The 21,542-nt window shown below is 64.7% G+C and carries 21 protein-coding genes; 14 read left to right on the top strand and 7 right to left on the bottom strand.

Annotation, left to right across the window (positions count from 1 at the left end):
• Positions 1–83: 83 nt before the first annotated feature.
• Entirely contained in the window at positions 84–689 is a 606-nt protein-coding gene (gene grpE, locus ABIC09_RS34050) for a nucleotide exchange factor GrpE (RefSeq protein WP_354031245.1), read from the top strand.
• A 140-nt stretch (positions 690–829) separates the two neighbouring features.
• Here grpE and pncA read toward each other — a convergent pair whose 3' ends face one another.
• Positions 830–1,552, bottom strand: a complete 723-nt coding sequence (gene pncA, locus ABIC09_RS34045; protein WP_354085854.1) for a bifunctional nicotinamidase/pyrazinamidase — start codon at positions 1,550–1,552, stop codon at positions 830–832.
• 118 nt (positions 1,553–1,670) lie between these two features.
• Positions 1,671–2,612 carry a hypothetical protein gene (locus ABIC09_RS34040; RefSeq protein WP_354111996.1) on the bottom strand — a complete coding sequence of 314 codons (942 nt, stop codon included), beginning with the start codon at positions 2,610–2,612 and terminating at the stop codon, positions 1,671–1,673.
• A gap of 410 nt (positions 2,613–3,022) precedes the next feature.
• On the opposite strand from ABIC09_RS34040, the gene dnaK reads away from it, so the two are divergent.
• The 8 genes from dnaK (at position 3,023) to ABIC09_RS34000 (ending at position 10,265) form a co-directional block, all read left to right on the top strand.
• Complete coding sequence (gene dnaK, locus ABIC09_RS34035) at positions 3,023–4,924, top strand: molecular chaperone DnaK (RefSeq protein ID WP_148752711.1); 1,902 nt, start codon at positions 3,023–3,025, stop codon at positions 4,922–4,924.
• A 243-nt stretch (positions 4,925–5,167) separates the two neighbouring features.
• Complete coding sequence (gene dnaJ / locus ABIC09_RS34030; protein ID WP_148752710.1) at positions 5,168–6,304, top strand: molecular chaperone DnaJ; 1,137 nt, start codon at positions 5,168–5,170, stop codon at positions 6,302–6,304.
• A gap of 93 nt (positions 6,305–6,397) precedes the next feature.
• Complete coding sequence (locus ABIC09_RS34025; protein WP_148752709.1) at positions 6,398–6,997, top strand: class I SAM-dependent methyltransferase; 600 nt, start codon at positions 6,398–6,400, stop codon at positions 6,995–6,997.
• A 57-nt stretch (positions 6,998–7,054) separates the two neighbouring features.
• Positions 7,055–7,633 (top strand): NADPH-dependent FMN reductase, encoded by a 579-nt coding sequence (locus tag ABIC09_RS34020; protein WP_354031248.1) that lies wholly within the window; start codon positions 7,055–7,057, stop codon positions 7,631–7,633.
• 6 nt (positions 7,634–7,639) lie between these two features.
• The gene (pyrF, locus tag ABIC09_RS34015) at positions 7,640–8,350 is read left to right on the top strand and encodes an orotidine-5'-phosphate decarboxylase (protein WP_354111995.1); all 711 of its coding nucleotides are present in this window, start codon (positions 7,640–7,642) and stop codon (positions 8,348–8,350) included.
• A 22-nt stretch (positions 8,351–8,372) separates the two neighbouring features.
• Complete coding sequence (locus tag ABIC09_RS34010) at positions 8,373–8,684, top strand: DUF1330 domain-containing protein (protein WP_354031250.1); 312 nt, start codon at positions 8,373–8,375, stop codon at positions 8,682–8,684.
• 116 nt (positions 8,685–8,800) lie between these two features.
• Positions 8,801–9,616 (top strand): 4-hydroxy-tetrahydrodipicolinate reductase, encoded by an 816-nt coding sequence (dapB, locus tag ABIC09_RS34005; protein WP_148752705.1) that lies wholly within the window; start codon positions 8,801–8,803, stop codon positions 9,614–9,616.
• 25 nt (positions 9,617–9,641) lie between these two features.
• Positions 9,642–10,265, top strand: coding sequence for a 2,3-bisphosphoglycerate-dependent phosphoglycerate mutase (locus tag ABIC09_RS34000; RefSeq protein WP_354111994.1), 624 nt, complete (start codon positions 9,642–9,644; stop codon positions 10,263–10,265).
• A gap of 156 nt (positions 10,266–10,421) precedes the next feature.
• On the opposite strand, the gene ABIC09_RS33995 is transcribed toward ABIC09_RS34000, so the two are convergent.
• Positions 10,422–11,318, bottom strand: a complete 897-nt coding sequence (locus ABIC09_RS33995; RefSeq protein WP_148752703.1) for a methylated-DNA--[protein]-cysteine S-methyltransferase — start codon at positions 11,316–11,318, stop codon at positions 10,422–10,424.
• 54 nt (positions 11,319–11,372) lie between these two features.
• Entirely contained in the window at positions 11,373–11,906 is a 534-nt protein-coding gene (locus ABIC09_RS33990; RefSeq protein WP_354031252.1) for a DUF2244 domain-containing protein, read from the bottom strand.
• 22 nt (positions 11,907–11,928) lie between these two features.
• On the opposite strand from ABIC09_RS33990, the gene nth reads away from it, so the two are divergent.
• Genes nth through ABIC09_RS33975 form a run of 3 tightly spaced genes read left to right on the top strand, consistent with a single transcriptional unit; the run spans position 11,929 to position 15,518 of the window.
• A complete protein-coding gene (gene nth / locus ABIC09_RS33985; RefSeq protein WP_354111993.1) occupies positions 11,929–12,732 on the top strand; it encodes an endonuclease III in 804 nt (267 codons plus the stop codon).
• Positions 12,733–12,769: 37 nt separating this feature from the next.
• On the top strand, positions 12,770–13,903 hold the full coding sequence (locus ABIC09_RS33980; protein ID WP_354111992.1) for an HlyD family secretion protein: 1,134 nt from the start codon (positions 12,770–12,772) through the stop codon (positions 13,901–13,903).
• Complete coding sequence (locus ABIC09_RS33975; RefSeq protein ID WP_354111991.1) at positions 13,890–15,518, top strand: MFS transporter; 1,629 nt, start codon at positions 13,890–13,892, stop codon at positions 15,516–15,518. Before ABIC09_RS33980 ends, ABIC09_RS33975 begins: the two co-directional genes overlap by 14 nt.
• 6 nt (positions 15,519–15,524) lie before the next feature.
• On the opposite strand, the gene ABIC09_RS33970 is transcribed toward ABIC09_RS33975, so the two are convergent.
• The 3 genes from ABIC09_RS33970 to ABIC09_RS33960 form a co-directional block, all read right to left on the bottom strand.
• Positions 15,525–16,265 carry a sulfate transporter family protein gene (locus tag ABIC09_RS33970; RefSeq protein ID WP_354111990.1) on the bottom strand — a complete coding sequence of 247 codons (741 nt, stop codon included), beginning with the start codon at positions 16,263–16,265 and terminating at the stop codon, positions 15,525–15,527.
• Between the two features lie 248 nt (positions 16,266–16,513).
• Positions 16,514–17,929 (bottom strand): MFS transporter, encoded by a 1,416-nt coding sequence (locus ABIC09_RS33965; protein WP_354111989.1) that lies wholly within the window; start codon positions 17,927–17,929, stop codon positions 16,514–16,516.
• 221 nt (positions 17,930–18,150) lie between these two features.
• A complete protein-coding gene (locus tag ABIC09_RS33960; protein ID WP_148752697.1) occupies positions 18,151–19,077 on the bottom strand; it encodes a LysR family transcriptional regulator in 927 nt (308 codons plus the stop codon).
• Positions 19,078–19,178: 101 nt separating this feature from the next.
• On the opposite strand from ABIC09_RS33960, the gene ABIC09_RS33955 reads away from it, so the two are divergent.
• Together ABIC09_RS33955 and ABIC09_RS33950 are read left to right on the top strand one after the other, a co-directional pair.
• Entirely contained in the window at positions 19,179–20,354 is a 1,176-nt protein-coding gene (locus tag ABIC09_RS33955; protein WP_354111988.1) for a CoA transferase, read from the top strand.
• A complete protein-coding gene (locus ABIC09_RS33950) occupies positions 20,351–21,298 on the top strand; it encodes a hydroxymethylglutaryl-CoA lyase (RefSeq protein WP_148752695.1) in 948 nt (315 codons plus the stop codon). Before ABIC09_RS33955 ends, ABIC09_RS33950 begins: the two co-directional genes overlap by 4 nt.
• The last annotated feature ends 244 nt before the right edge of the window (positions 21,299–21,542 follow it).

The following is a 21,542-nucleotide window of genomic DNA, read 5'->3' as shown; positions in this document are numbered from 1 at the left end:
ATCACGGGCGCTTGATTTTCAGCGCCCGAAGCACGATATCCGGGCCAGCAAAATCCCGTAAGACGAGCTTGAAAAGAGAGCCGATGACCGATCAAGACCGGCAACCCGAAGACACGACCGCCGCGACCGGCGAGCCGGTGGTGTCAAAACCCTACATCATGCCCGACGATCCCGAGCCGGGTTCGGTGGAATTGCTGCAGAAGGAAGCCGCCGAGTCACGCGACCGCATGCTGCGGACGCTGGCCGAGATGGAAAATCTGCGCAAGCGCACCGCCAGGGAGGTCGCTGACTCCAAGCTCTACGGCGTCACCGGCTTTGCCCGCGACGTGCTCGACATTGCCGACAATCTTCAGCGCGCGCTCGACGCCGTTCCGGCCGAAGCGCGTGCCGCCGCCGATCCCGGCCTGATCGCGCTGATCGAAGGCGTCGAGCTCACCGAGCGCTCGCTGCTCAACGCGCTGGAAAAGCACGGCGTGAAGAAGTTCGATCCGCAGGGCCAGAAGTTCGATCCGAACTTCCAGCAGGCGATGTATGAGGTGCCCGATGCGTCGGTGCCCGCGGGCACAGTGGTGCAGGTCATGCAGGCCGGCTACACCATCGGCGATCGCGTGCTGCGTCCGGCGCTGGTCGGCGTCGCCAAGGGTGGCACCAAGCCCGCGCCCGCGGCGAACAGCAACGAGGCGGACTGATTGATCGTCATGGTGAGGAGGCGCGAAGCGCCGTCTCGAACCATGAAGGCCCCGCTGTATCAGCTCGGCCTTCATCCTTCGAGACGCACGCGAAGGGCGCGCTCCTCAGCATGAAGGTTTGGTAGCGATCGCGCTTTGTCTTACGCGCTCGCCGCGATATCCGCAGACTGAATCCGCTTCACGCCGGCCTTGGCCATATCGGCCCAGGCCTTCGCGAGCGAGCCCTGATTGTCGATGCCGCGGCAGGCGTCTTCCACGACATAGACCTCAAAACCCGCCTTGCGCGCATCGAGCGCGGTCCAGGCGACGCAGAAATCCGTTGCGAGACCCGCAACGAAGACGCGCTTGATCTTGCGGCCCTTGAGATAACCGGCAAGTCCGGTCGAGGTCTTGCCGTCGGCTTCGAGGAACGCCGAATAGCTGTCGACGTCCTTGTGAAAGCCCTTGCGGATGATGAGCTCGGCCTGCGGGATCGAGAGGTCCTTCGACAGCAAGGCGCCGTCGGTGCCTTGCACGCAATGGTCGGGCCACAGCACCTGCTTGCCGTAGGGCAGGTCGATGGTCTCGAACGGCTTCTTGCCGGAATGCACCGAAGCGAACGAGACGTGGCCGGGCGTGTGCCAGTCCTGCGTCATCACCACGTTCGAGAACGCTTTCGCCATCTTGTTGATCACAGGCACGACCTGCTCGCCTTCCTTTACCGCGAGGCTGCCGCCGGGCAGGAAGCAGTTTTGCACGTCGATCACGAGCAGCGCGGATGTGTCGTCGGGCTTGATCGTGGCCGCTGCGAAAAGTGCGGATGGAGCGAGGCCCGCGAGGGCCGTGGTCCCCAGCGCCGCCAAGATCTGTCGTCGGTTTAGCATCGTCGGCCTCCCCTCCAGGATGATCCAATGGAGGGAAGCCTAGTTCCGTTCGTGTACGAACAAAAGCCCGAAAATGCAGCCGGCTCTGGTGAGCGGTTGGGCTGTCAGCCCCAAGAAACTAGCCCTTGGGCTGGATGCCGTCGCGCACGGCGCGGAAGCGGGTGAAGGCGTCCGGCCACTGGTCGCGCGGCGCGCTGGCGATGATGCGGAGCGAAGCACCGCCGGGCGCGAAGCGGATCCACTGCACCACGGTCACCGGCGTCTTGTCCTTGCCACTGACGCCGTCGATCCGGGTCTCGAAGCCCGGCTGGCCGTTGATGCGGATCGGCTCCGACATGGTGACGCGGGACTCGCGCACCCCGGGGATCTGGAGCGCCGCCTCCTGGGCAAAGCGGGCGCGGTCGTCAGCCTGCTGCGGCGTGGCGCCGATCAGGCCGAGGATCATGAACGGCTTAGATTCATAGCCCGAGCTCTCGTTGCCGTCGGCCAAGATGATGCTCGAGCCCGGGACCAGCGTGCGGATGTCCTTGAAGCTGGCGAGATCGGTGATCTTGAACGGCATCAGCCCGATCTGCTCGTCAGCCGACACCTCCTTGCGGGTCACGGCGGTGGCAAACATCTGCCGCACCGCCTCATCGGTGTAGATCCTCGACGCGTTCTCGGGCACCTGCACGGCGACATAGCCGGAGAAGCCGGTGCCCGGCACGATCATCGAATAGCGCCTCACCGGGGTCGTGCCGGCCTTGCCGCTCTCGGTGGTGAAATAGGCAAGGCCCGCGAGCGTCTCAATCTTGTCCGGCTTGATGCCGTTGCTGCCGGCCGGATTGGCGTTGAAGGCGCCCACGACCTCGCCATAGGCCGCCGGCGGCAGCTCGGTGATCAGCACCTTGACGCTGCCGTCCTCACTCTCGAAGCCCGGAAAGGTCTTGGCCGTGTTCAGCCCGACCAGCGGCACCATGCCGAGGCGCAAGCCAGGCGGAAACACGGCGTCGGCGGAGAGCGCCGGAAATGCTGTGGCAACGAGCAGGGCGAGCGCGGCGAGGGGGCGGGTCAGCTTCATGGGCACTCTGATTGGTTCACATTGAGGCCGTTCAATGGTCGGCGATTGGGCCGCTTTGTCGCGCGAAGCAGCCCCATGGGAGGCAGCCCATGGCGAGGCTGTCCGGCCGGCGCCTTTTAGCGGGTTTGGCGCGCCGGCAACAGGGCCGGGCCAATCACGGGCGGCGGGGCTGGCAGATGGCCGAACCTGTTAATATTTCCTCACCCGCAAGGGCGGTGAGGCCCGGATATGATCTTCCAAAACCCAATGTTTTCACGGCCGAAACTTGCGCTCGGTCCTTGCGGGCCCCTCCCCCCCTCCTATATGAGCGTCAACCATCGCAATATCGCGAATGTTTGATCTTAGGGGGTTTCGGTTCGGGTGCCTTCTGGGCCCAGCCAACCTGCCGCAAAAACAAGGATATCAGGACCATGGGAAAGGTCATTGGGATCGACCTCGGCACCACGAATTCGTGCGTCGCCGTAATGGATGGCAAGAACGCCAAAGTCATCGAGAATTCCGAAGGCATGCGCACGACGCCTTCGATCGTCGCCGTGACGGACGACGGTGAGCGCCTCGTCGGCCAGCCTGCCAAGCGCCAGGCCGTTACCAATCCAGAGCGTACGTTCTTCGCAGTGAAGCGCCTCATCGGCCGCCGCTACGACGACCCGATGGTCGAGAAGGACAAGAAGCTCGTTCCGTACAAGATCGTGAAGGCTTCCAACGGCGACGCCTGGGTCGAGGCCGACGGCCAGACCTACTCGCCCTCGCAGGTCTCGGCGTTCATCTTGCAGAAGATGAAGGAGACCGCGGAAGCCCATCTCGGCCAGAAGGTCGACCAGGCGGTCATCACCGTTCCCGCCTACTTCAACGACGCCCAGCGCCAGGCGACCAAGGACGCCGGCAAGATCGCGGGCCTTGAAGTGCTGCGCATCATCAACGAGCCGACCGCGGCTGCGCTGGCCTATGGTCTGGACAAGACCAAGACCGGCACGATCGCCGTGTACGACCTCGGCGGCGGCACGTTCGATATTTCCATTCTCGAGATCGGCGACGGCGTGTTCGAGGTGAAGTCGACCAACGGCGACACCTTCCTCGGCGGCGAAGATTTCGATATGCGCCTCGTGGGCTATCTGGCCGACGAGTTCCAGAAGGAGCAGGGCATCAACCTGCGCAACGACAAGCTCGCGTTGCAGCGCCTGAAGGAAGCCGCTGAAAAGGCCAAGATCGAGCTGTCGTCGACGACGCAGACCGAGATCAACCTGCCCTTCATCACCGCGGACCAGACCGGCCCGAAGCATCTGACGATGAAGCTCACCCGCGCCAAGTTCGAAGCGCTGGTCGACGACCTCGTCCAGAAGACCGTCGAGCCCTGCCGCAAGGCGCTGAAGGACGCCGGCGTCACCGCCGGCGAGATCGGTGAAGTCGTTCTGGTCGGCGGCATGTCGCGCATGCCGAAGGTCCAGGAAGTCGTGAAGCAGCTGTTCGGCAAGGAGCCGCACAAGGGCGTCAATCCGGACGAGGTCGTGGCGATCGGTGCCGCGATCCAGGCCGGCGTGCTCCAGGGCGACGTCAAGGACGTGCTGCTGCTCGACGTGACCCCGCTGTCGCTGGGCATCGAGACGCTGGGCGGCGTGTTCACCCGCATCATCGATCGCAACACCACGATCCCGACCAAGAAGAGCCAGGTGTTCTCGACCGCCGAGGACAACCAGAACGCGGTCACCATCCGCGTCTTCCAGGGCGAGCGTGAAATGGCGGCCGACAACAAGATGCTCGGCCAGTTCGACCTGATGGGTATTCCGCCGGCTCCGCGCGGCATGCCGCAGATCGAGGTGACCTTCGACATCGACGCCAACGGCATCGTCAACGTTTCGGCCAAGGACAAGGCGACCGCCAAGGAACAGCAGATCCGCATTCAGGCCTCCGGTGGCCTGTCGGAAGCCGACATCGACAAGATGGTCAAGGACGCCGAGGCCAATGCCGCGGCCGACAAGCAGCGCCGCGAGGCGGTCGACGCCAAGAACCACGCCGACGCGCTGGTGCACTCCACCGAGAAGGCACTGGCCGAGCACGGTTCGAAGGTCGGCGAGACCGAGCGCCGCGCCATCGAGGATGCCGTCAGCGACCTCAAGGAAGCGCTGAAGGGCAGCGATGCCGAGGCGATCAAGACCAAGACCAACACGCTGGCCCAGGCTTCGATGAAGCTCGGTGAGGCCATGTACACGCAGCAGGCCGAGGCCGACGCCAAGAGGGATGCGGCCAAGGACGACGTCGTCGACGCGGAATTCACCGAGGTCGACGACGACAAGAACAACAAGAAGTCTGCATAAGCCCGAGAGGGTATGATGCGGACGGCTTGGACCCCACACGCTGCACAGGCCTCCCCTCTCAAGGGGGAGGCCGTCGTGTCGGGCTCGACGGGACGAGCGCCCGTGACGATCGATCAATTCCTAGCCGTTATTCTCGACGTTGCCATGCAGTCCTCTGCCGCAAGGCGGAAGGCTGCCTATATCGTCACGTGGCGACGTTGCTTCGCCCCGACTTGAATCGCGATTGGATAGACCGAGTTGAACATGTCCACGTCCGCCAAGCGCTGCTATTACGAAACCCTCGAAGTCGAACGTGACGCCGACGAATCCAGGTTGAAGTCGTCGTTCCGCAAGCTGGCGATGAAGTTTCACCCCGACCGCAATCCCGGGGATGACACCAGTGAGGTCAAGTTCAAGGAGATCAACGAGGCCTACGAGGTCCTGAAGGACAAGGACAAGCGCGCGGCCTATGACCGTTTCGGCCATGCCGCCTTCGAGCAGGGCGGTCCCGGCGGCGGCGGTGCCGGTTTCGGTGCGGGCTTCGCCTCCTCGTTCTCCGATATTTTCGAAGATCTGTTCGGCATGGCCGGACAGCGCGGCCGCGGCGGCCGCGAGCGTGGCGCCGACCTGCGCTACAACATGGAAATCACTCTCGAGGAAGCCTTTGGCGGCAAGACCGCGCAGATCGAGATTCCGGTCTCGGTCACCTGCGAGGCCTGCTCGGGCATCGGCGCCAAGGCGGGCACCAAGCCCAAGATCTGCTCGACCTGCGGCGGTGCCGGCCGCGTGCGGCAGTCGCAGGGCTTCTTCACTCTCGAGCGCACCTGCCCCGGCTGCCAGGGCCGCGGCCAGATGATCGAGGACGCCTGCCCGTCCTGCTCGGGCCAGGGTCGCGTCACCCGCGAGCGGAATCTGTCGGTCAACATCCCCCAGGGCGTCGAGGACGGCACCAGGATCAGGCTCGCCGGCGAAGGCGAGGCCGGCGTCCGCGGCGGCCCGCCCGGCGATCTCTACATCTTCCTGTCGCTGGCCCAGCACCAGTTTTTCCAGCGCGACGGCGCCGATCTGCATTGTCGCGTGCCGATCTCGATGGTGACCGCGGCGCTTGGCGGTGAATTCGAGGTGCCGACCATCGACAAGGGCAAGGCCAAGGTGAAGGTCCCCGCCGGAACCCAGTCCGCCCGCCGATTCCGCATTGCATCAAAGGGCATGCCGGTGCTGCGCTCACGCCAGATGGGCGACATGTACGTTCAGGTCGTGGTCGAGACCCCGCAGAACCTCACCAGGAAGCAGCAGGAATTGCTGGCCGAGTTCGACAAGCTCTCCTCCGGCAACACCCAGCCGGAATCCGAGGGCTTCTTTACCAAGGTCAAGGATTTCTTCGGTAATCGGGCGAGTTGAGCCGTCTTGACCGTATCGCCTTCGGCCTATACCTCTTTGTGACCATTTTCTGACACGCCGCGGTCACGCGGTCTCGTCCCGTCCGGTCCAGACATGCCATTGCCGTCGTCCGCGCGTGCGTTGAAGAAGCCTCGTCTTGACGACGAGGTGCGCTTTCTGAGGTCGTGGATCGAAAAGCCCCTCCACATGGGCGCGGTGATGCCGTCGGGCAAACTTCTCGCCCGAACCATGGCTCATTACGTCGATGTCAATTCGGATGCTCCGGTGGTCGAGCTCGGGCCCGGCACGGGCGCCATCACCTCGGCACTGGTCGAGCGCGGCGTCGACCAGAAGCGCCTCGTCCTCGTCGAATACAATCCCGGCTTCTGCGCGCTTTTGCGCGACCGCTATCCGCAGGCCAAGGTGGTGCAGGGCGATGCCTATCGCCTCCGCGACACGCTCTGGAACGTACTGAGCGCGCCGGCTAGCGCGGTGGTCTCCGGCCTGCCGCTGGTCACAAAACCGATGCTGACGCGGCTGCGGCTCATTCGCGACGCCTTCACGGCGCTCGCGCCCGGCGCGCCCTTCGTCCAGTTCACCTATGCGGTGGTGCCACCGATCCCGAAATCGCTGCCCGGCGTGACCACGGAGGCCTCGGAACGGATCTGGATGAACCTTCCGCCGGCCCGCGTCTGGGTGTATCGCAAGGACTAATTCCGCCGGCTTCCTCTAATGCGCGGCGGGCTCGTTTCGCCGAACGTATTGGATCGGATGTCAGCCCCGAAAATCCTGGTCATTCCCGGCTCGCTCCGCACCGGCTCGCACAATGCGAAGCTGGCGGCGGTCGCCGCGTATGAATTCGCCCGGGCCGGCGTTGACGTCACGCGCATCTCGCTCGCCGATTTTCCGCTGCCGATTTACGACGGCGATCTCCAGGCCAAATCCGGCGTGCCCAAGCATGCGATCAATCTCAAGCGCATGATCGGCGCGCATCATGGCGTGCTGTTCGTCTCGCCCGAATACAACGCCTCGGTGCCGCCGCTGCTGAAGAATGCGATCGACTGGGTGAGCCGCGTGCATGAGCTCCACGAGGCGCGCGGCGAAGTGTTCCGCAACCGCGCCTTTGCGCTTGCCGGTGCTTCACAGAGCCGGCTCGGTGCGGCGCGCGCGCTACAGGCGTTGCGGCTGATCCTGACCTCCTGCCACGCCAATGTGATCGCCAGCCAGCTCACGCTCGCCTTTGCCGACCAGGCCTATGACGATATGGACAGGTTGAAGGACGAGGGCGATATCGCTTCGTTGAAGGAGTTGGTGCGGCAGTTGATCGACATTTCCCAACACATGATGTGAGGTGACATGACGCCAGCCGAAATCGCCCAGAAGGACCGCCTGATCGTTGCGCTCGATCTGCCGAGCGTTGATGCCGCGGAAGCGATGATCGCAAGGCTTGGCGACAGCGTCACGTTCTACAAGATCGGCTATCAGCTCGCTTATGCCGGCGGCCTGCCGCTGATCGGCAAGCTCGCCGACAAGGGCAAGAAGGTGTTTGCCGATCTCAAGCTGCACGACATCGGCAACACGGTGACGCGCGGTGTCGAGAGTGTCGCCAGGCTGGGTGCGACCTTCCTCACCGTGCACGCCTATCCGCAGACCATGAAGGGCGCCGTCGAAGGCCGCGGCACGTCGCGCCTGAAGATCCTCGCCGTCACGGTGCTGACCTCGTACAATGAGGACGATCTGCACGCGGCCGGCTACCGGCTCGGCGTCTCCGAGCTCGTCGAAGCGCGCGCGCAGCAGGCGCAGGTGCTCGGCGTCGATGGGCTGGTGTCCTCGCCCGAGGAAGTCGGAGCCTTGCGCAAGATCGTCGGCCACCAGATGCATCTCGTCACCCCCGGTATCCGCCCGGCGGGTTCGGCAACCGGCGACCAGAAGCGCATCATGACGCCCGGTCGCGCGATTGTCGCCGGCGCCGATTATCTCGTCGTCGGGCGGCCGGTGGTGGAAGCCACGGACCCCAAGGCAGTCGCAGACGCCATCCACGCCGAGGTCGCGCAGGCGCTCGGCTGACGAGCAACCAAGGAGAAGAACAATGGCAAAAGGCTACTGGATCGGGCGCGTCGACGTGAGCAATGACGAGGGCTACAAGCCCTACGCCGTCGCCAACGGTCCCATCTTCAAAAAATGGGGCGGCCGCTTCGTCGTCCGCGCCGGCAAGTTCACCACGGTCGAAGGTGCCAGCCGGACCCGCAACGTCGTGATCGAATTCCCGGACTACGAGACTGCGATCGCCTGCTACAACTCGCCGGAATACCAGGCCAACATCAAGGTGCGCCAGCCGCACGCGATCGCCGACCTCATCATCATCGAGGGCTATGACGGCCCACAGCCGTCGGACGGTTGAGGTTCGATCTTCTCTTTCCTACCCTCCAGGGGAGGGTAGGAGCGCGCCGCGTGCTGGTGGGCTTCGGTTGCCGGAACTGCATCCCGCCGCTACAACGGCCCTGAGAGGATCACACCATGTCAGACATGCGCTTGATTGTTGCTGGAGCCGGCGGCCGGATGGGCCGTGCGCTGACGCGGGCGATTTCCGAGAGCAAAGGCGCGGTGCTGGCTGGCGCCCTGGAGGCGCCTGGCTCGGAGTTGCTCGGCAAGGATGCCGGCGTGCTCGCCGGCTTGCCCGCCAACGGCATCACGGTGTCCGCCGATCTCTGGGCGATGTCGAAGGAGGCCGACGGCATTCTGGATTTCACCGTGCCGGCGGCCACCATCGCCAATGTCGCAATCGCAGCCGAGCGCGGGCTCGTCCATGTCATCGGCACCACGGGGCTTTCCAATTCCGATAATGCCGTGATCAGGAGCGTCACCAACCGCGCGGTCGTGGTGCAATCGGGCAATATGAGCCTGGGCGTCAATCTACTCGCCGCCGTGGTCAAGCGCGTCGCCAAGGCGCTCGACGAGAATTTTGACATCGAGATCGTCGAAGCCCATCACCGCATGAAGATCGATGCGCCCTCCGGCACCGCGCTGATGCTGGGCCAGGCTGCAGCGGCCGGCCGCGGCATCTCGCTCGAGGACAATGCGGAACGCGGCCGCGACGGCATCACCGGCGCGCGCAAGCCGGGCGCGATCGGCTTTGCCTCCTTGCGCGGCGGCACCGTCGCCGGCGAGCACAGCGTGACCTTCCTCGGCCCGTTCGAGCGCCTGACGCTGTCGCATCTCGCCGAGGACCGCATGCTGTTCGCGCACGGCGCGCTGAAGGCGGCGCTGTGGGCGCATGGCAAGAAGCCGGGGCACTACTCCATGGCCGACGTGCTCGGCCTTTCAGACATCTGAGCAAAGCAAGCAACGGAACTAGTCAATGAGCGAACGTCTTCTCGTGCTGGTGCGGCACGGCCAGAGCGAATGGAATCTGAAGAACCTGTTCACCGGCTGGAAGGATCCTGATCTCACCGAGCTCGGTGTGAAGGAGGCCTCGGAAGCCGGCCGCAAGCTGAAGGTGCAGGGCCTCGTGTTCGATGTTGCCTACACCTCGGTGCTCACGCGCGCACAGCACACGCTCGATCTCATTCTCGGCGAGCTCGGCCAGACGGGCTTGCCGACCTCGAAGGACCTCGCCCTGAACGAGCGCGACTACGGCGATCTCTCCGGCCTCAACAAGGACGACGCGCGCAAGAAATGGGGCGAGGATCAGGTGCTGATCTGGCGCCGCTCCTACGACGTGCCGCCGCCCGGCGGCGAAAGCCTGAAGGACACGCTGGCGCGGGCGCTGCCGTATTATGTGCAGGAAATCCTGCCCGGCGTGCTCAACGGCAAGCGCACGCTTGTTGCCGCTCACGGCAACTCGCTGCGCGCTCTGATCATGGTGCTGGAGAAGCTGTCGCCCGAAGGCATCTTGAAGCGCGAGCTCGCCACCGGCGTGCCGATCATCTATCGCCTCAACGCGGATTCGACGGTGGAGTCGAAGCTGGATCTGGCGGGCTGAGCTTCTTCGCCTCTCCCCGCGTGCGGGGAGAGGCCGGATTGCATCTTCGATGCAATCCGGGTGAGGGGGACTCTCCGCGAGTCCGACTGTCACCGTCCCCGCGGAGACTCCCCCTCACCCCAACCCTCTCCCCGCAAGCGGGGCGAGGGAGAAAAATCACTGCATCCCCAGCTGCCCGGCTTCCCAGCCCAGCATCGCCTGCTTGCGGGTGATGCCCCAGTGGTAGCCGGTGAGCGTGCCGCTCTTGCCGAGCGCGCGGTGGCAGGGCACGACGAATGAGACCGGGTTCTTGCCGACGGCTGCGCCGACGGCGCGCGACGCCTTCGGATTGTTGATGTTGCAGGCGATGTCGGAATAGGACACCGCGCGTCCCATCGGGATCTTCAACAGCGTCTCCCACACCCGCACCTCGAAATCGGTGCCGATCATGACTACGCGCAGCGGCTGATCCGGCCGCCAGAGTTTCGTGTCGAAGATGCGCTGCGCGAGCGGTGCGGTGCCTTCGTGATCCTCGACATAGGTTGCGTTTCGCCATCGTCGCGTCATGTCGGCGAGTGCGATCTTCTCTTCGCCGGGGTCGGCGAAGGCGAGACCTGACAGACCGCGATCGGTGGCGATCACGATCGCGGTGCCGAACGGCGAGGGGTGGAAGCCGTAGCGCAAGGTGAGGCCCGCGCCGCCGTTCTTCCATTCGCCCGGCGACATCGCTTCGTGGGTGACGAAGAGATCGTGCAGCCGGCCCGGCCCCGAGAGGCCTGAGTCGAGCGCGGCGTCGAGGATGCTCGCGGAGTCCCGCAGCAACCCCTTGGCGTGGTCGAGGGTGAGCGCCTGCATAAAGGCCTTCGGCGTGATCGAGGCCCAGCGGCGGAACAGATGGTGCAGCTCATCCGGCGTGACGCCGGCTGCATCCGCCATTGCCTCGATGGCCGGCTGCGCGCGCCAGTTCTCCGAGATGAAGGCGATCGCCCGGCGCACCGAATCGTAGTCGCGCAGCGCGGCGTTCTGGGAGCCCGGCCTGGCCAGGCGCTGGTCATGTATGGCGAGTGTCATCATGACCGGAAATGTAAGCGCGCCAGGGGTACTAAACCACCCGATTTCCGACTGCGATCAGATGACCGGATTGTAGGTCGGGCCGCGCTTGGCAGCATTCAGCGCCTCAACCAAGCCTTTGTAGAAACTTGCCTTTTCGTCCGGTCCCAGGAAACGGGCGATCTGGATCTGGTGGCCGCGCGAGATCAGGTAGAGGTGCTCGATGCCAAAATCCTCGTCCATTTCCATGTCGAGGCGGACCCAGAGCGGATTGAAAGTCCATTCTGCAACCCGGCCGCGATGGCTGACGCGCCGGACGCGCATTTCGGTGGTCGTGACCGTGATCTCCTCGCGCGCTCGCGCGGTGCGGAAATTGACCTTGAAGGCCCACCAGATCACCAGGACGTCGAGGCCGAAAAAGCCGAACACCGGCCAGGCGCCCTTCATCAGGAACACGATGCCGGTGACGAAGCTGACGACGCTCAGGAACAGCATCACGGCGAGAAAGCCGGTGCGGTTCAGCGAGCGATGCGGCGTCAGCAGCGCGGAGAAGATCTGCTGCTCGGCATGACCTTCAAGATCTTGGCGCTCAATTTCGTTGCCTGTGCTCATCGTCCCTCAGTATATCCCGATCATGGCGAAAATCACCCGCAAGCCGGCCCCGCGCAAAACGGCGGTGCCGAAGAAAAAGGCAAAGGCAGCCAGCGCGAAGCCCAAGCCTTCCGCCAAAAAATCGCCTTCCGCGAAGAAATCGGCGCCGGCCAAAAAATCGCTCAAGGCGATAAAGCCCAATTCTATCAAACCCTGGACGCCCGCGGAGATCCACGAGGTCTTCAGCCGTTTCCGCAAAGCCAACCCGGAGCCGAAGGGCGAGCTCGAGCACCTCAATCCGTTCACGCTGCTTGTCGCCGTGGTGCTGTCGGCGCAGGCGACCGATGCCGGGGTCAACAAGGCGACACGCGCATTGTTCGCGGTCGCGGATACGCCGCAGAAGATGCTCGATCTCGGCGAAGAACGCCTGCGCGACTACATCAAGACTATCGGCCTCTACCGCACCAAGGCCAGGAACGTGATCGCGTTGTCCGCAAAGGTGCTCAGCGATTTCGGCGGCGAGGTGCCGCGCACGCGTGCCGAGATCGAATCGCTGCCGGGCGCGGGACGCAAGACCGCGAACGTCGTGCTCAACATGGCCTTCGGCGAGCACACCATGGCGGTCGACACGCATGTTTTTCGCGTCGGCAATCGCACCGCGCTGGCGCCCGGCAAGACGCCGCTCGAGGTCGAGCTTGGTCTCCAAAAGGTGATCCCGGCCGAATTCATGCTGCATGCCCATCATTGGCTGATCCTGCACGGCCGCTATACTTGCCTCGCGCGAAAACCGCGCTGCGAGGTATGCCTGATCAACGATCTCTGCCGGTGGCCGGAGAAGACGGTGTGAGCATGGCGCTCGGGCAAAGGGGTTTTGGGGGACCATCGTGAGTCAGCAGGAACAAGTTTCGCCGTCGCCGACCGCCACACCGGCTCCGCCGCCCAAACCGACGCAGCGGCCGGCGAGCTCGCTCTGGAGCCGGCTCGCGATCCCGCTGCTTGCCGTGATCGTTGCGCTCGCCTTCGTCGCGCTGGCGACGTTGCGGTTCGACGAATGGGTCGGCAATGCCGTGGTCCAGACTACCAATGACGCCTATGTGCGCGCCGAGCTGACGCGGCTTGCAAGCCGCGTCTCCGGCGAGGTGCTGACTGTCGCCGTGACCGACTTCCAGCGCGTCAAGGCCGGCGACCTCCTGATCCAGATCGATCCCGCCGATTACCAGGCCCAGGTCGCGCAGTCCGAGGCGGCCGTGGCCGCCGCGCAAGCCGTGCTCGACAATCTCGCCAACCAGATCGAGCTGCAATATGCGACGATCGCCCAGGCCGAGGCTTCGCGCCTGTCGGCAGAGGCGCTCGAGGTCGAAGCCAAGCAGGAGCAGGAGCGCCAGCAATCGCTGTCGCAGTCCGAAGCCGGCACGCGGCAGCGGCTTGAGCAGGCGGTCGCGGGCCTCGCCAAGGCGCAGGCCGATGTGCGCGCGAGCCGCGCGGTGATCGCGGCCCAGCAGCATCAGCTCGAGGTCCTGCAAGGCACCAAGAAGCAACGCGCCGCCGATCTCGACGCCACCAAGGCGACGCTAGCAAGCGTCAAGCTCAAGCTCGGCTACACCAGGATCACCGCGCCGTTCGACGGCGTCGTCGGTGAGCGCCAGGTGCAGCCCGGCGACTACGTCAACATCGGGACCAACCTCATCAACGTGGTGCCGCTGCCACAGGTCTATGTGATCGCGAATTACAAGGAGACCCAGCTCACGCACGTCGCTCCGGGCCAGCCGGTCGAGATCACCGTCGACAGTTTCCCACGCGAGAAGCTGCGCGGAAAGGTCGAGCGTATCGCACCCGCGACCGGTGCGCAGGTCGCGCTGCTGCCGCCTGATAATGCGACCGGCAATTTCACCAAGGTCGTGCAGCGCATTCCCGTGCGCATCCAGTTCGACGACAATCAGCCCTTGCTGGCGCGGCTCGTGCCGGGCATGTCCGTCGTGACCAGCATCGACACGAAGGACGCGAATGGCGGGAAATGACGACGCCGGCCGTGGACCGGTCTCGCGCGGCAGCATTGCGGCGCAGCCGCTGTTCGCGGTCGCGGCCGTCCTGCTCGGCTCGTTCCTGGCCAATTTCGACAGCCGGCTGACCACGGTCGGCCTGCCCGATCTGCGCGGCGCATTCGGGCTTACCTTCGACGAGGGCGCCTGGCTCTCCACCGCCGGCATCGGCTCGCAGATCTTCATCGCACCCGCGGTGGCGTGGCTTGCGACCGTGTTTGGCCTGCGCCGCGTGCTCGGCATCCCGAGTCTTGTCTATGCCGTCGTTTCGCTGATCGTTCCCTTCGTGCGCGATTATCCGACCCTGATCGCGCTCAGCGTCGTGCATGGCCTGCTGCTCGGCACCTTCGTGCCGGCGACGCTGATGATCGTGTTCCGCAATCTGCCGATCCGCTGGTGGCTGCCGGCGATCGCGCTTTATTCGATCCGCGTCGGCTTTGCCTTGGACTCATCGACCTCGCTGGTCGGCTTCTATGTCGATCATCTCGGCTGGCAGTGGCTGTATTGGCAGAGCGTCCTGATCGCGCCGCTGATGGGCCTGATGGTCTATCTGGGCACGCCGAACGAGCCGGTCAATCGCGCGCTGCTGCGCGAGGCCGATTGGGGCGGCATGCTGCTGCTCGGCGCTTCCGTCGGGATGATCTATGCCGGCCTCGATCAGGGCAATCGCCTGGACTGGCTCGGCTCCGGCACGGTGATGGCGTTGCTTGTGGGCGGCGGCGTGCTGTTCGTAGCTTTCCTCCTCAACGAGTCGCTGGTGCGGCAGCCCTGGGCGCATGTGAACGTGCTGTTCTCGCGCAATATCGGGCTGTCACTGGTGGTGATCCTGCTCTACACGCTGACCTCGCTCTCCAACTCGTCGCTGGTGCCGAACTTCCTCGGCAACGTCGTTCTGCTCAGGCCGGAGCAGAGCGGGCTGTTGCTGCTCAGCTATGGCGCGCTGCCGATGTTCGTGCTGGTGCCTGTTTCGATCTGGCTGCTCCGCCATTTCGATGCGCGTGCGGTGACGGTAGTGGGATTTGCCTGCTTCGCGGCCGCCAATCTCTGGGGCACCCAGCTTACTCATGACTGGGCGCGCGAGGATTTTGTCGGCATCGTCCTGCTGCAGGCCGTCGGCCAGTCGACGACGCTGCTGCCGCTCATCATCATCGCGTTGTCCAATTCCGATCCGAGCCGCGCGACCTCGTTTGCCGCCTATATCCAGATCATGCGGCTGGGCGGCGCCGAGATCGGTGTGGCGCTGATGGGAACGTGGCTGCGCGTCCGCGAGCAGATCCATTCCTTCTATCTCGGCCAGAACCTCGAAATCGGCGACGTCAACGTGGTGCGCGCGCTGAAGCAGCTTGCCGATCACTTCGCCGCCCACGGTGCCGGCTCGGCGTCGGCGCGCGCGGTCGGCACGCTCGCGAGCTTCGTCGCGCGCGAGGCCAATGTGCTCGCCTATATCGACGGCTTCTGGCTCTGTTTCTGGTTGGCCATGGCCGCGCTCGGCTTCATCGCCCTGATCACCCGCGCGCCGCCGGGCCCGTTCACCCCGGCGCCGTTCGGCTTCGCCAAGATGCTGCTGCGAAAGTGCGGGGTGAAGGTCGCGTAATCTTCGTCACCGTGTCTGCCGCGCGGGCTCGATCAGCTCGGGCCGCGACCCGGACAGGCGCTTGTGCATGTGGACCATGAAGGCCATGCCGAAGATCGGCGTCGCCAGGTTGACGACCGGGATCGAGACGAAGGCCGCGATGAAGAGGCCTGCGGTGAATATCGTCGCGGCATTGTCGCGCCGCATTGCCTTGGCGTCTTCCGGTGAGCGGAAGCGCATTGCTGCGAGCTCGAAATATTCGCGGCCCAAGAGCCAGGCGGCGGCGAGGAAGAAGATCAGGAAGCCGGCGCCGGCCAGGAACACGAACGGCAGCGCGATCAGATAGACCACGATCGTCAGCAGCGCGGTCTTGATGCCCTCGAGGATCGCCTGGTTGAACGGCAGCGCGGTGCCCGGCCGCTCGGCGGGATAATATTCGCGCTCGACGACGTCGGCGACGTCGTCGACGAACAGGCTCGCAACCAGTGAGGTGATGGCGGGCATTAGAAATACACTGCCGAACACGACGCCAAGACCGGCCGCAATCGAGATGATCCAGGCGAGCACCTCCAGCGACGAGTGCCAGCTCGGCCCGAGCAGGCCTTCCAGCCAGACCTCGCCATAGGTCGCGAACCAGCTCAGCAGCCGCTGCAACCCGATCGCCAGCACGACGATCAGCACCAGTGCAAGCCCGATCGACCGCCACAGGATCGAGCGCATCGGCGGCGATATCATTTGCGACAGCGCCTTGACGGCGGCATCCAGCATGGGAACCTCTCACGAAACCACCCGCGAGAGGTAGACACCCCGGGTCGCTTCGGCAAGAGAGGCTGACCGGTGGGCGGCCGCGGCTTATGGCTCCGCCACGATACTCGCCCAACACGTGATGGCGCTGCAGACCGTGCTCCAGCGGCCGAACCCCTTGTAGATCCGGGCGGCCACCTGCTCCTGCTGCTTCAGCGTGCCTCAGCCTTGATCTGCGGGTCGGAGACGTTGCGGATCGCGAGCCACCGGAGTCACATCGTGTCCAGCGCCTTGCCGCGCACGTTGGGGCCGAACAGCGCCATCGCGATCACCACGATCAGCATTGCCACGGTGATCAGGCCGAACACGCCGACGACGCCGGCCTCCTTCAGCATGTAGGCGACGATGAATCCGGAGAACGTCGCGCTCAGCCGGCTCATGGAATAGACGAGGCCGGACGCCCGCGCACGGATCTGGGTCGGAAACACCTCGGTCTGGTAGGCATGATAGGCGTAGGACATCGTCGTGTTGCAGGCCGTCAGCAGCACGCCGCAGACGATCAGCAGTCCAGGCTCGGTCAATTGCGCGAACGCCAAGCCGAAGGCGATGATGGCGATGCAGGCACCGGCGATGATCCATCGGCGTTCGTATCGGTCGGCGAAGCTTGCGGCCAGCAGCGGTGCGATCGGATAGGCGAAGGCGATGATGAAGGAATATTGCAGGCTCTTGGTGATGGTGATGCCCTTCTCGACCAGCAGCGTCGGCACCCAATTGGCGAAGCCATAGAAGCCGAAGGCCTGGCACAGGTTGAACACCATGAAGAGGATGACGAGCGACAGATAGGGCGGACGGAACAGATCGGCGAAGTTGATGCGCGCGGCTGTTTGCGCCGCCGGCCGCGCGAGCAAGGCTGAGGGGCCCGGCGCGGCGGCCCCGCCCCTGGCTTCCAGCGTCGCGAGAATCCTGAACGCCTCCTCGGTGCGGCCATGACGCGCGAGCCAGAGCGGACTCTCGGGCACGAACAGTCTTACCACCCAGCTAATCATGCTGGCGGCGGCGCCGATCAGCACCACCCAGCGCCAGCCCTCGACACCGTAGGGCGCGAGCGGCACCAGCCACCAGGCGACAAAGGCGACGACCGGCACGGCAACGAACATGATCGACTGGTTGACCGCAAAGGCGCGCCCGCGCACCCGGCTCGGCACCAGTTCGGTGATGTAAGCGTCGATGGTGATAACCTCGACGCCGATGCCGATGCCGGCGAGGAAGCGCCAGAACAGCAGGCCTTCCGAGGAAGCCTGGCAGGCCATGATCACGGACGCTGCGGTGTAGCCGAGCAGCGCGTAGGTGAAAATTGCGCGGCGGCCAAAACGGTCGGCGAGGAAGCCGAGGAAGAAGGTGCCGACGAACAGGCCGGCGAAGGTCGCGGCGACGAAGGCGCCGATGCCGGAGAAGCCGAAGAAGGCCGTGGTCGTCGTCGAGAGCAATCCGCTGCGGCTCAGCCCCGGCGCGATGTAGCCGGTCAGGAACAGATCGTAGACCTCGAAGCAGCCGCCGAGCGAGAGCAGGATGACGAGGCGCCAGACATAGCCCGTCGCCGGCATCGCCTCGAGCCGTCGCGAGATCTCGTCCGGTCCAGATGGTGCAGTGCCGAGCTCAAAGCCTGTGTCGATGCCGACAACGCTCATGATGTCCTCCCCGTGGCGCGCGGATCGCGCGCGGTTCCCGGCGGCTCATCTCTGTCTTTTCTCGCGAGTCTTGCCGGACCGCGCCATGTTGGCCGGCCGAAGCCAGAAATCCAGACGAACATATCGATCGAAGCGTTCTATATTTTCGAACTCGCGTGTTCTTCGCCTCTCCCCGCGTGCTCCCCGTAAGAACAGCGAGAGGGGACAGCAGCGCCGCCGCTCTACCCCACCAACGTCGCCTGCCAGCCGCCGCTGCGGACCTGCTCGGCGATCAGGGCGAGCATCAGGCGGCTCATCTCTTCCATCGCATAGGTCATCGGGCGGTTGCGCAGGCGGCACAGATACAGCGTGCGGATCAGTTTTGGCGCGACCACCTCGCGCGCGACCAGGCGGCCGGCGTCCAGCTCCTCCCGCGCGAACAGCTTTGTGGCGATGGCACAGCCGAGCCCCTCCACCAGCGCGCCGGTCATGCCGGTGATCGAGTTGGCGTGCAGGATAGCGTTCGCCTCCAGGCGCTTGAGCAGCACCGGATCATCCAGCAGCGCGCGCGAGGAGAGGCCGTAGCGCAACAGGATCAGCGGCAATCTGCTCAGCTCCTCGAACCGGATCGGGGCCTTGCTCCTGCCCACCAGCTTCGGAATGCCGACACAGAACATCTCCTCTTCCAGCACCGGTTCGGCGATCAGCTCCTTCTCCGACGGTGGATTGTAGACCAGCGCCAAATCGACGTTGGACGCCATCAGATGCATCAGCGTCGCGCCGGACATGCTTTCGGTGAGCGACAGCTTCAGCTTGGGATATTGGGAGAGCACGGTACGCATCAGGGCCACGCCGATCGCCTTGACGGCGGAATTGGCCATGCCGATCGAGATATTGCCGGCGATGACGCGCGCGCCCTCACGCACCTCGGTCTCGGCCTCGGTCATCGCGCGCAGGATGATGCGGGCATGTTCGTAGAGCCGCTCGCCCGCCGCCGTCGGTTCCATTCCGCGCGGCTTGCGCTCGAACAAGCGTGTTGCGAACTCGGCCTCCAGGTTCGAGATATGATGGCTGAGCGCGGACTGGGCGACGCTGACCTGGTCGGCCGCGCGCGACAGGTTCCGCTGCTCGTAGACAGCGATGAAATAGCGGAGCTGGCGTGAATCCATGGCGAAGCGTTCTATAAGCACGAAGGCAATCTTCGATAGATTATATTTTTCAGAAGGCTTGTGAAGGCCTAGTTTTCGCGGCGAAGAACAGGGAGAGACGCATGATTGAGGCCGGATTGCCGCTTGAGGGCGTGCGGGTCGTCGAGATGACCCACATGGTCATGGGCCCGACCTGCGGCATGATCCTCGCGCAATTCGGTGCCGAGGTGATCAAGGTCGAGCCGCCCGCCGGCGACAAGACCCGCACGCTTGGCGGCATGGGGACAGCGTTCTTTCCGCTGTTCAACCGTGGCAAGCGCAGCGTCGTGCTGGATCTAGCGATCCCTGCTGACCGCGACACCATGCACCGGCTGCTCGAGACGGCCGACGTGTTCCTGGAAAATTTCCGCGATGGTCAGCTCGAGAAGCAGGGGCTGAATGCCGAGGAGTTGCGCCGCCTTCATCCGCATCTGATCGTCGCCGGCCACAAGGGTTTTCTGTCCGGGCCCTACGAGCATCGGCCCGCGCTCGACGAGGTGGTGCAGATGATGTCGGGGCTCGCCGCCATGACCGGCACGAAAGAGAAGCCGCAGCGCGTCGGCTCCTCCGCCAACGACATCATGGGCGGCATGTTCGGCGTTATCGCGATTTTGGCCGCGCTCTATCAGAAGCGCGGGGGCAAGCGCGACGGCGCTGACATCCGTATCGGCCTGTTCGAGAACTGCCTCTTCCTGGTCGCCCAGCATATGGTCGACTACGAGATGACCGGCAACAAGCCGCGCTCGATGCCGGAGCGCGAGCATGCCTGGCCGATCTACGACATCTTCGATGCCGCAGACGGCGGGCGCATCTTCATCGGCGTCGTCACCGAAGGTCACTGGCAAAGCTTTTGCCGCGAGTTCGGCCTTGCGGAATTCCTTGATGATCCGGCCTTGCGCACCACGACCGACCGCATCCTGGCGCGGTCGCGGATCATTCCGCGTGTCGCGGAGATCATTCGGCAGCGGAATGTCGGAGAGCTGTCGCAAAGGCTCGACGCGCTCAACATCTGCTTTTCGCCTATCAACCGTCCCGAGGATCTCTTGACCGATCCGCATGTGCTGCGGCCGGGCGGTCTCGTCAACAACATCAATGCCGACGGCAAGCCGTTCCGCGTGCCGGCGCTACCGGTCGAGTGGAACGGCAGCCACATCGGCGAAGGCCTGAAGGTCGCGCCGCTCGGTGTCGACACGTCGGCCGTTCGCGCCGAGATCGACAACAACGACGTCACGTCAAAAGCCGCTGGGAGGCGCGCATGAGCCGGATCGAGACAATTTACCCCGCGGATCGCGTCAGCTTGCGCGAAGTCGGCTTGCGCGATGGGCTCCAGCTCGTGAAACAGTTTCCGTCCACCGAGGCCAAGCAGCGCTGGCTGCGCGAGGAATATGCCGCCGGCGTGCGTCATTTCGAGGTCGGCTCGTTCCTGCCGGAAAAGACGTTTCCGCAATTTGTCGACGTTCGCGATGTGATCGGAACGGTGGCAGGTCTGCCCGGTGCCCACGGCATCGCGCTTGCGCTCAACGAGCGCGGGGTCAACGAGGCGCTGGAATCCGGCGTCGGCGAGATCGCCTCCGTGGTCTCGGCGACCGAAGAGCACAGCCAGGCCAACACACATCGCTCACGCGACTCCGCGATCGCCAATGTGAGGCGTCTCTGCGGGATGCGCGACGCCAGCGCCCACAGGCCGCTCGTGAACGCCGCGATCTCGATGGCGCTGGGCTGCTCGATCACCGGCGCGGTCGATCCGAAAGAGGTGCTGCGCCTGGTCGACAAATGCCTTGAGGCCGGCGTCGATTTCGTCGCGATCGCCGACACTGTCGGCTATGCCGGACCGAAGCAGGTGGGTGAATTGTCGCGCGCCGCAGTCAAGCTCGCCGGCGCAAAGCCGATCTGCATCCATCTCCATGACACCCGCGGCATGGGCATCGCCAACGCCGCGGCTGCGCTGGACGAGGGCGTGCGCATCCTCGACGGCTCGCTCGGCGGCCTCGGCGGTTGCCCGTTCGCGCCCGGTGCGACCGGCAATGTCGTGTTCGAGGACCTCGTGTTCCTCTGCGAGAGCAAAGGCTTTGCGACGGGGATTGATTTGGAGCAGCTGATCGCGGTCCGCAAGATTCTGCGTGAGGAGATGCCGAACGAGCAGCTCTACGGCGGCGTGGCGCGGGCGGGCCTGCCCGGTGGGAGTGCTGCGAAGGCGGCGTAAAGCCACGAGCACAGTGCTGGTGGTGCGAAGCGCAGCGGCGAGACGGGTGAGGGGTTTCTCTCCGCGAATTCAAATCGTGAGCGATGCTCTCGCGGAGAGAGACCCCTCACCCGTCTCGCCGCTGCGCGGCGTGCCACCCTCTCCCACAAGGCTATGGGATGCCCGAAAGTGATTCCCCGGAGTTTATGGATGTGATTCAAGGCCTTTCGACCTGTCTGGGACGGAGGGCCTGCGATGTCTTTTG

Source organism: Bradyrhizobium sp. S3.12.5 (assembly GCF_040548225.1).
Taxonomy (GTDB): Bacteria; Pseudomonadota; Alphaproteobacteria; order Rhizobiales; family Xanthobacteraceae; genus Bradyrhizobium; species Bradyrhizobium cytisi.
The sequence above is the reverse complement of the archived record's forward strand: the minus strand, read 5'-3'. Positions and strand labels throughout refer to the sequence as shown.

Bases quoted from the DNA above. Each gene is read 5' to 3' on its own strand.
- ABIC09_RS33995 (WP_148752703.1), bottom strand. From the start codon at position 11,318: ATGATGACACTCGCCATACATGACCAGCGCCTGGCCAGGCCGGGCTCC.
- ABIC09_RS33975 (WP_354111991.1), top strand. From the start codon at position 13,890: ATGGCGGGAAATGACGACGCCGGCCGTGGACCGGTCTCGCGCGGCAGC.
- pyrF (WP_354111995.1), top strand. From the start codon at position 7,640: ATGACGCCAGCCGAAATCGCCCAGAAGGACCGCCTGATCGTTGCGCTC.
- ABIC09_RS33950 (WP_148752695.1), top strand. From the start codon at position 20,351: ATGAGCCGGATCGAGACAATTTACCCCGCGGATCGCGTCAGCTTGCGC.
- ABIC09_RS34000 (WP_354111994.1), top strand. From the start codon at position 9,642: ATGAGCGAACGTCTTCTCGTGCTGGTGCGGCACGGCCAGAGCGAATGG.
- ABIC09_RS34025 (WP_148752709.1), top strand. From the start codon at position 6,398: ATGCCATTGCCGTCGTCCGCGCGTGCGTTGAAGAAGCCTCGTCTTGAC.
- ABIC09_RS34010 (WP_354031250.1), top strand. From the start codon at position 8,373: ATGGCAAAAGGCTACTGGATCGGGCGCGTCGACGTGAGCAATGACGAG.
- ABIC09_RS33970 (WP_354111990.1), bottom strand. From the start codon at position 16,265: ATGCTGGATGCCGCCGTCAAGGCGCTGTCGCAAATGATATCGCCGCCG.
- ABIC09_RS33965 (WP_354111989.1), bottom strand. From the start codon at position 17,929: ATGAGCGTTGTCGGCATCGACACAGGCTTTGAGCTCGGCACTGCACCA.
- dapB (WP_148752705.1), top strand. From the start codon at position 8,801: ATGTCAGACATGCGCTTGATTGTTGCTGGAGCCGGCGGCCGGATGGGC.
- dnaK (WP_148752711.1), top strand. From the start codon at position 3,023: ATGGGAAAGGTCATTGGGATCGACCTCGGCACCACGAATTCGTGCGTC.
- dnaJ (WP_148752710.1), top strand. From the start codon at position 5,168: ATGTCCACGTCCGCCAAGCGCTGCTATTACGAAACCCTCGAAGTCGAA.
- grpE (WP_354031245.1), top strand. From the start codon at position 84: ATGACCGATCAAGACCGGCAACCCGAAGACACGACCGCCGCGACCGGC.
- nth (WP_354111993.1), top strand. From the start codon at position 11,929: ATGGCGAAAATCACCCGCAAGCCGGCCCCGCGCAAAACGGCGGTGCCG.
- ABIC09_RS34040 (WP_354111996.1), bottom strand. From the start codon at position 2,612: ATGAAGCTGACCCGCCCCCTCGCCGCGCTCGCCCTGCTCGTTGCCACA.
- ABIC09_RS33990 (WP_354031252.1), bottom strand. From the start codon at position 11,906: ATGAGCACAGGCAACGAAATTGAGCGCCAAGATCTTGAAGGTCATGCC.
- ABIC09_RS33955 (WP_354111988.1), top strand. From the start codon at position 19,179: ATGATTGAGGCCGGATTGCCGCTTGAGGGCGTGCGGGTCGTCGAGATG.
- pncA (WP_354085854.1), bottom strand. From the start codon at position 1,552: ATGCTAAACCGACGACAGATCTTGGCGGCGCTGGGGACCACGGCCCTC.
- ABIC09_RS34020 (WP_354031248.1), top strand. From the start codon at position 7,055: ATGTCAGCCCCGAAAATCCTGGTCATTCCCGGCTCGCTCCGCACCGGC.
- ABIC09_RS33960 (WP_148752697.1), bottom strand. From the start codon at position 19,077: ATGGATTCACGCCAGCTCCGCTATTTCATCGCTGTCTACGAGCAGCGG.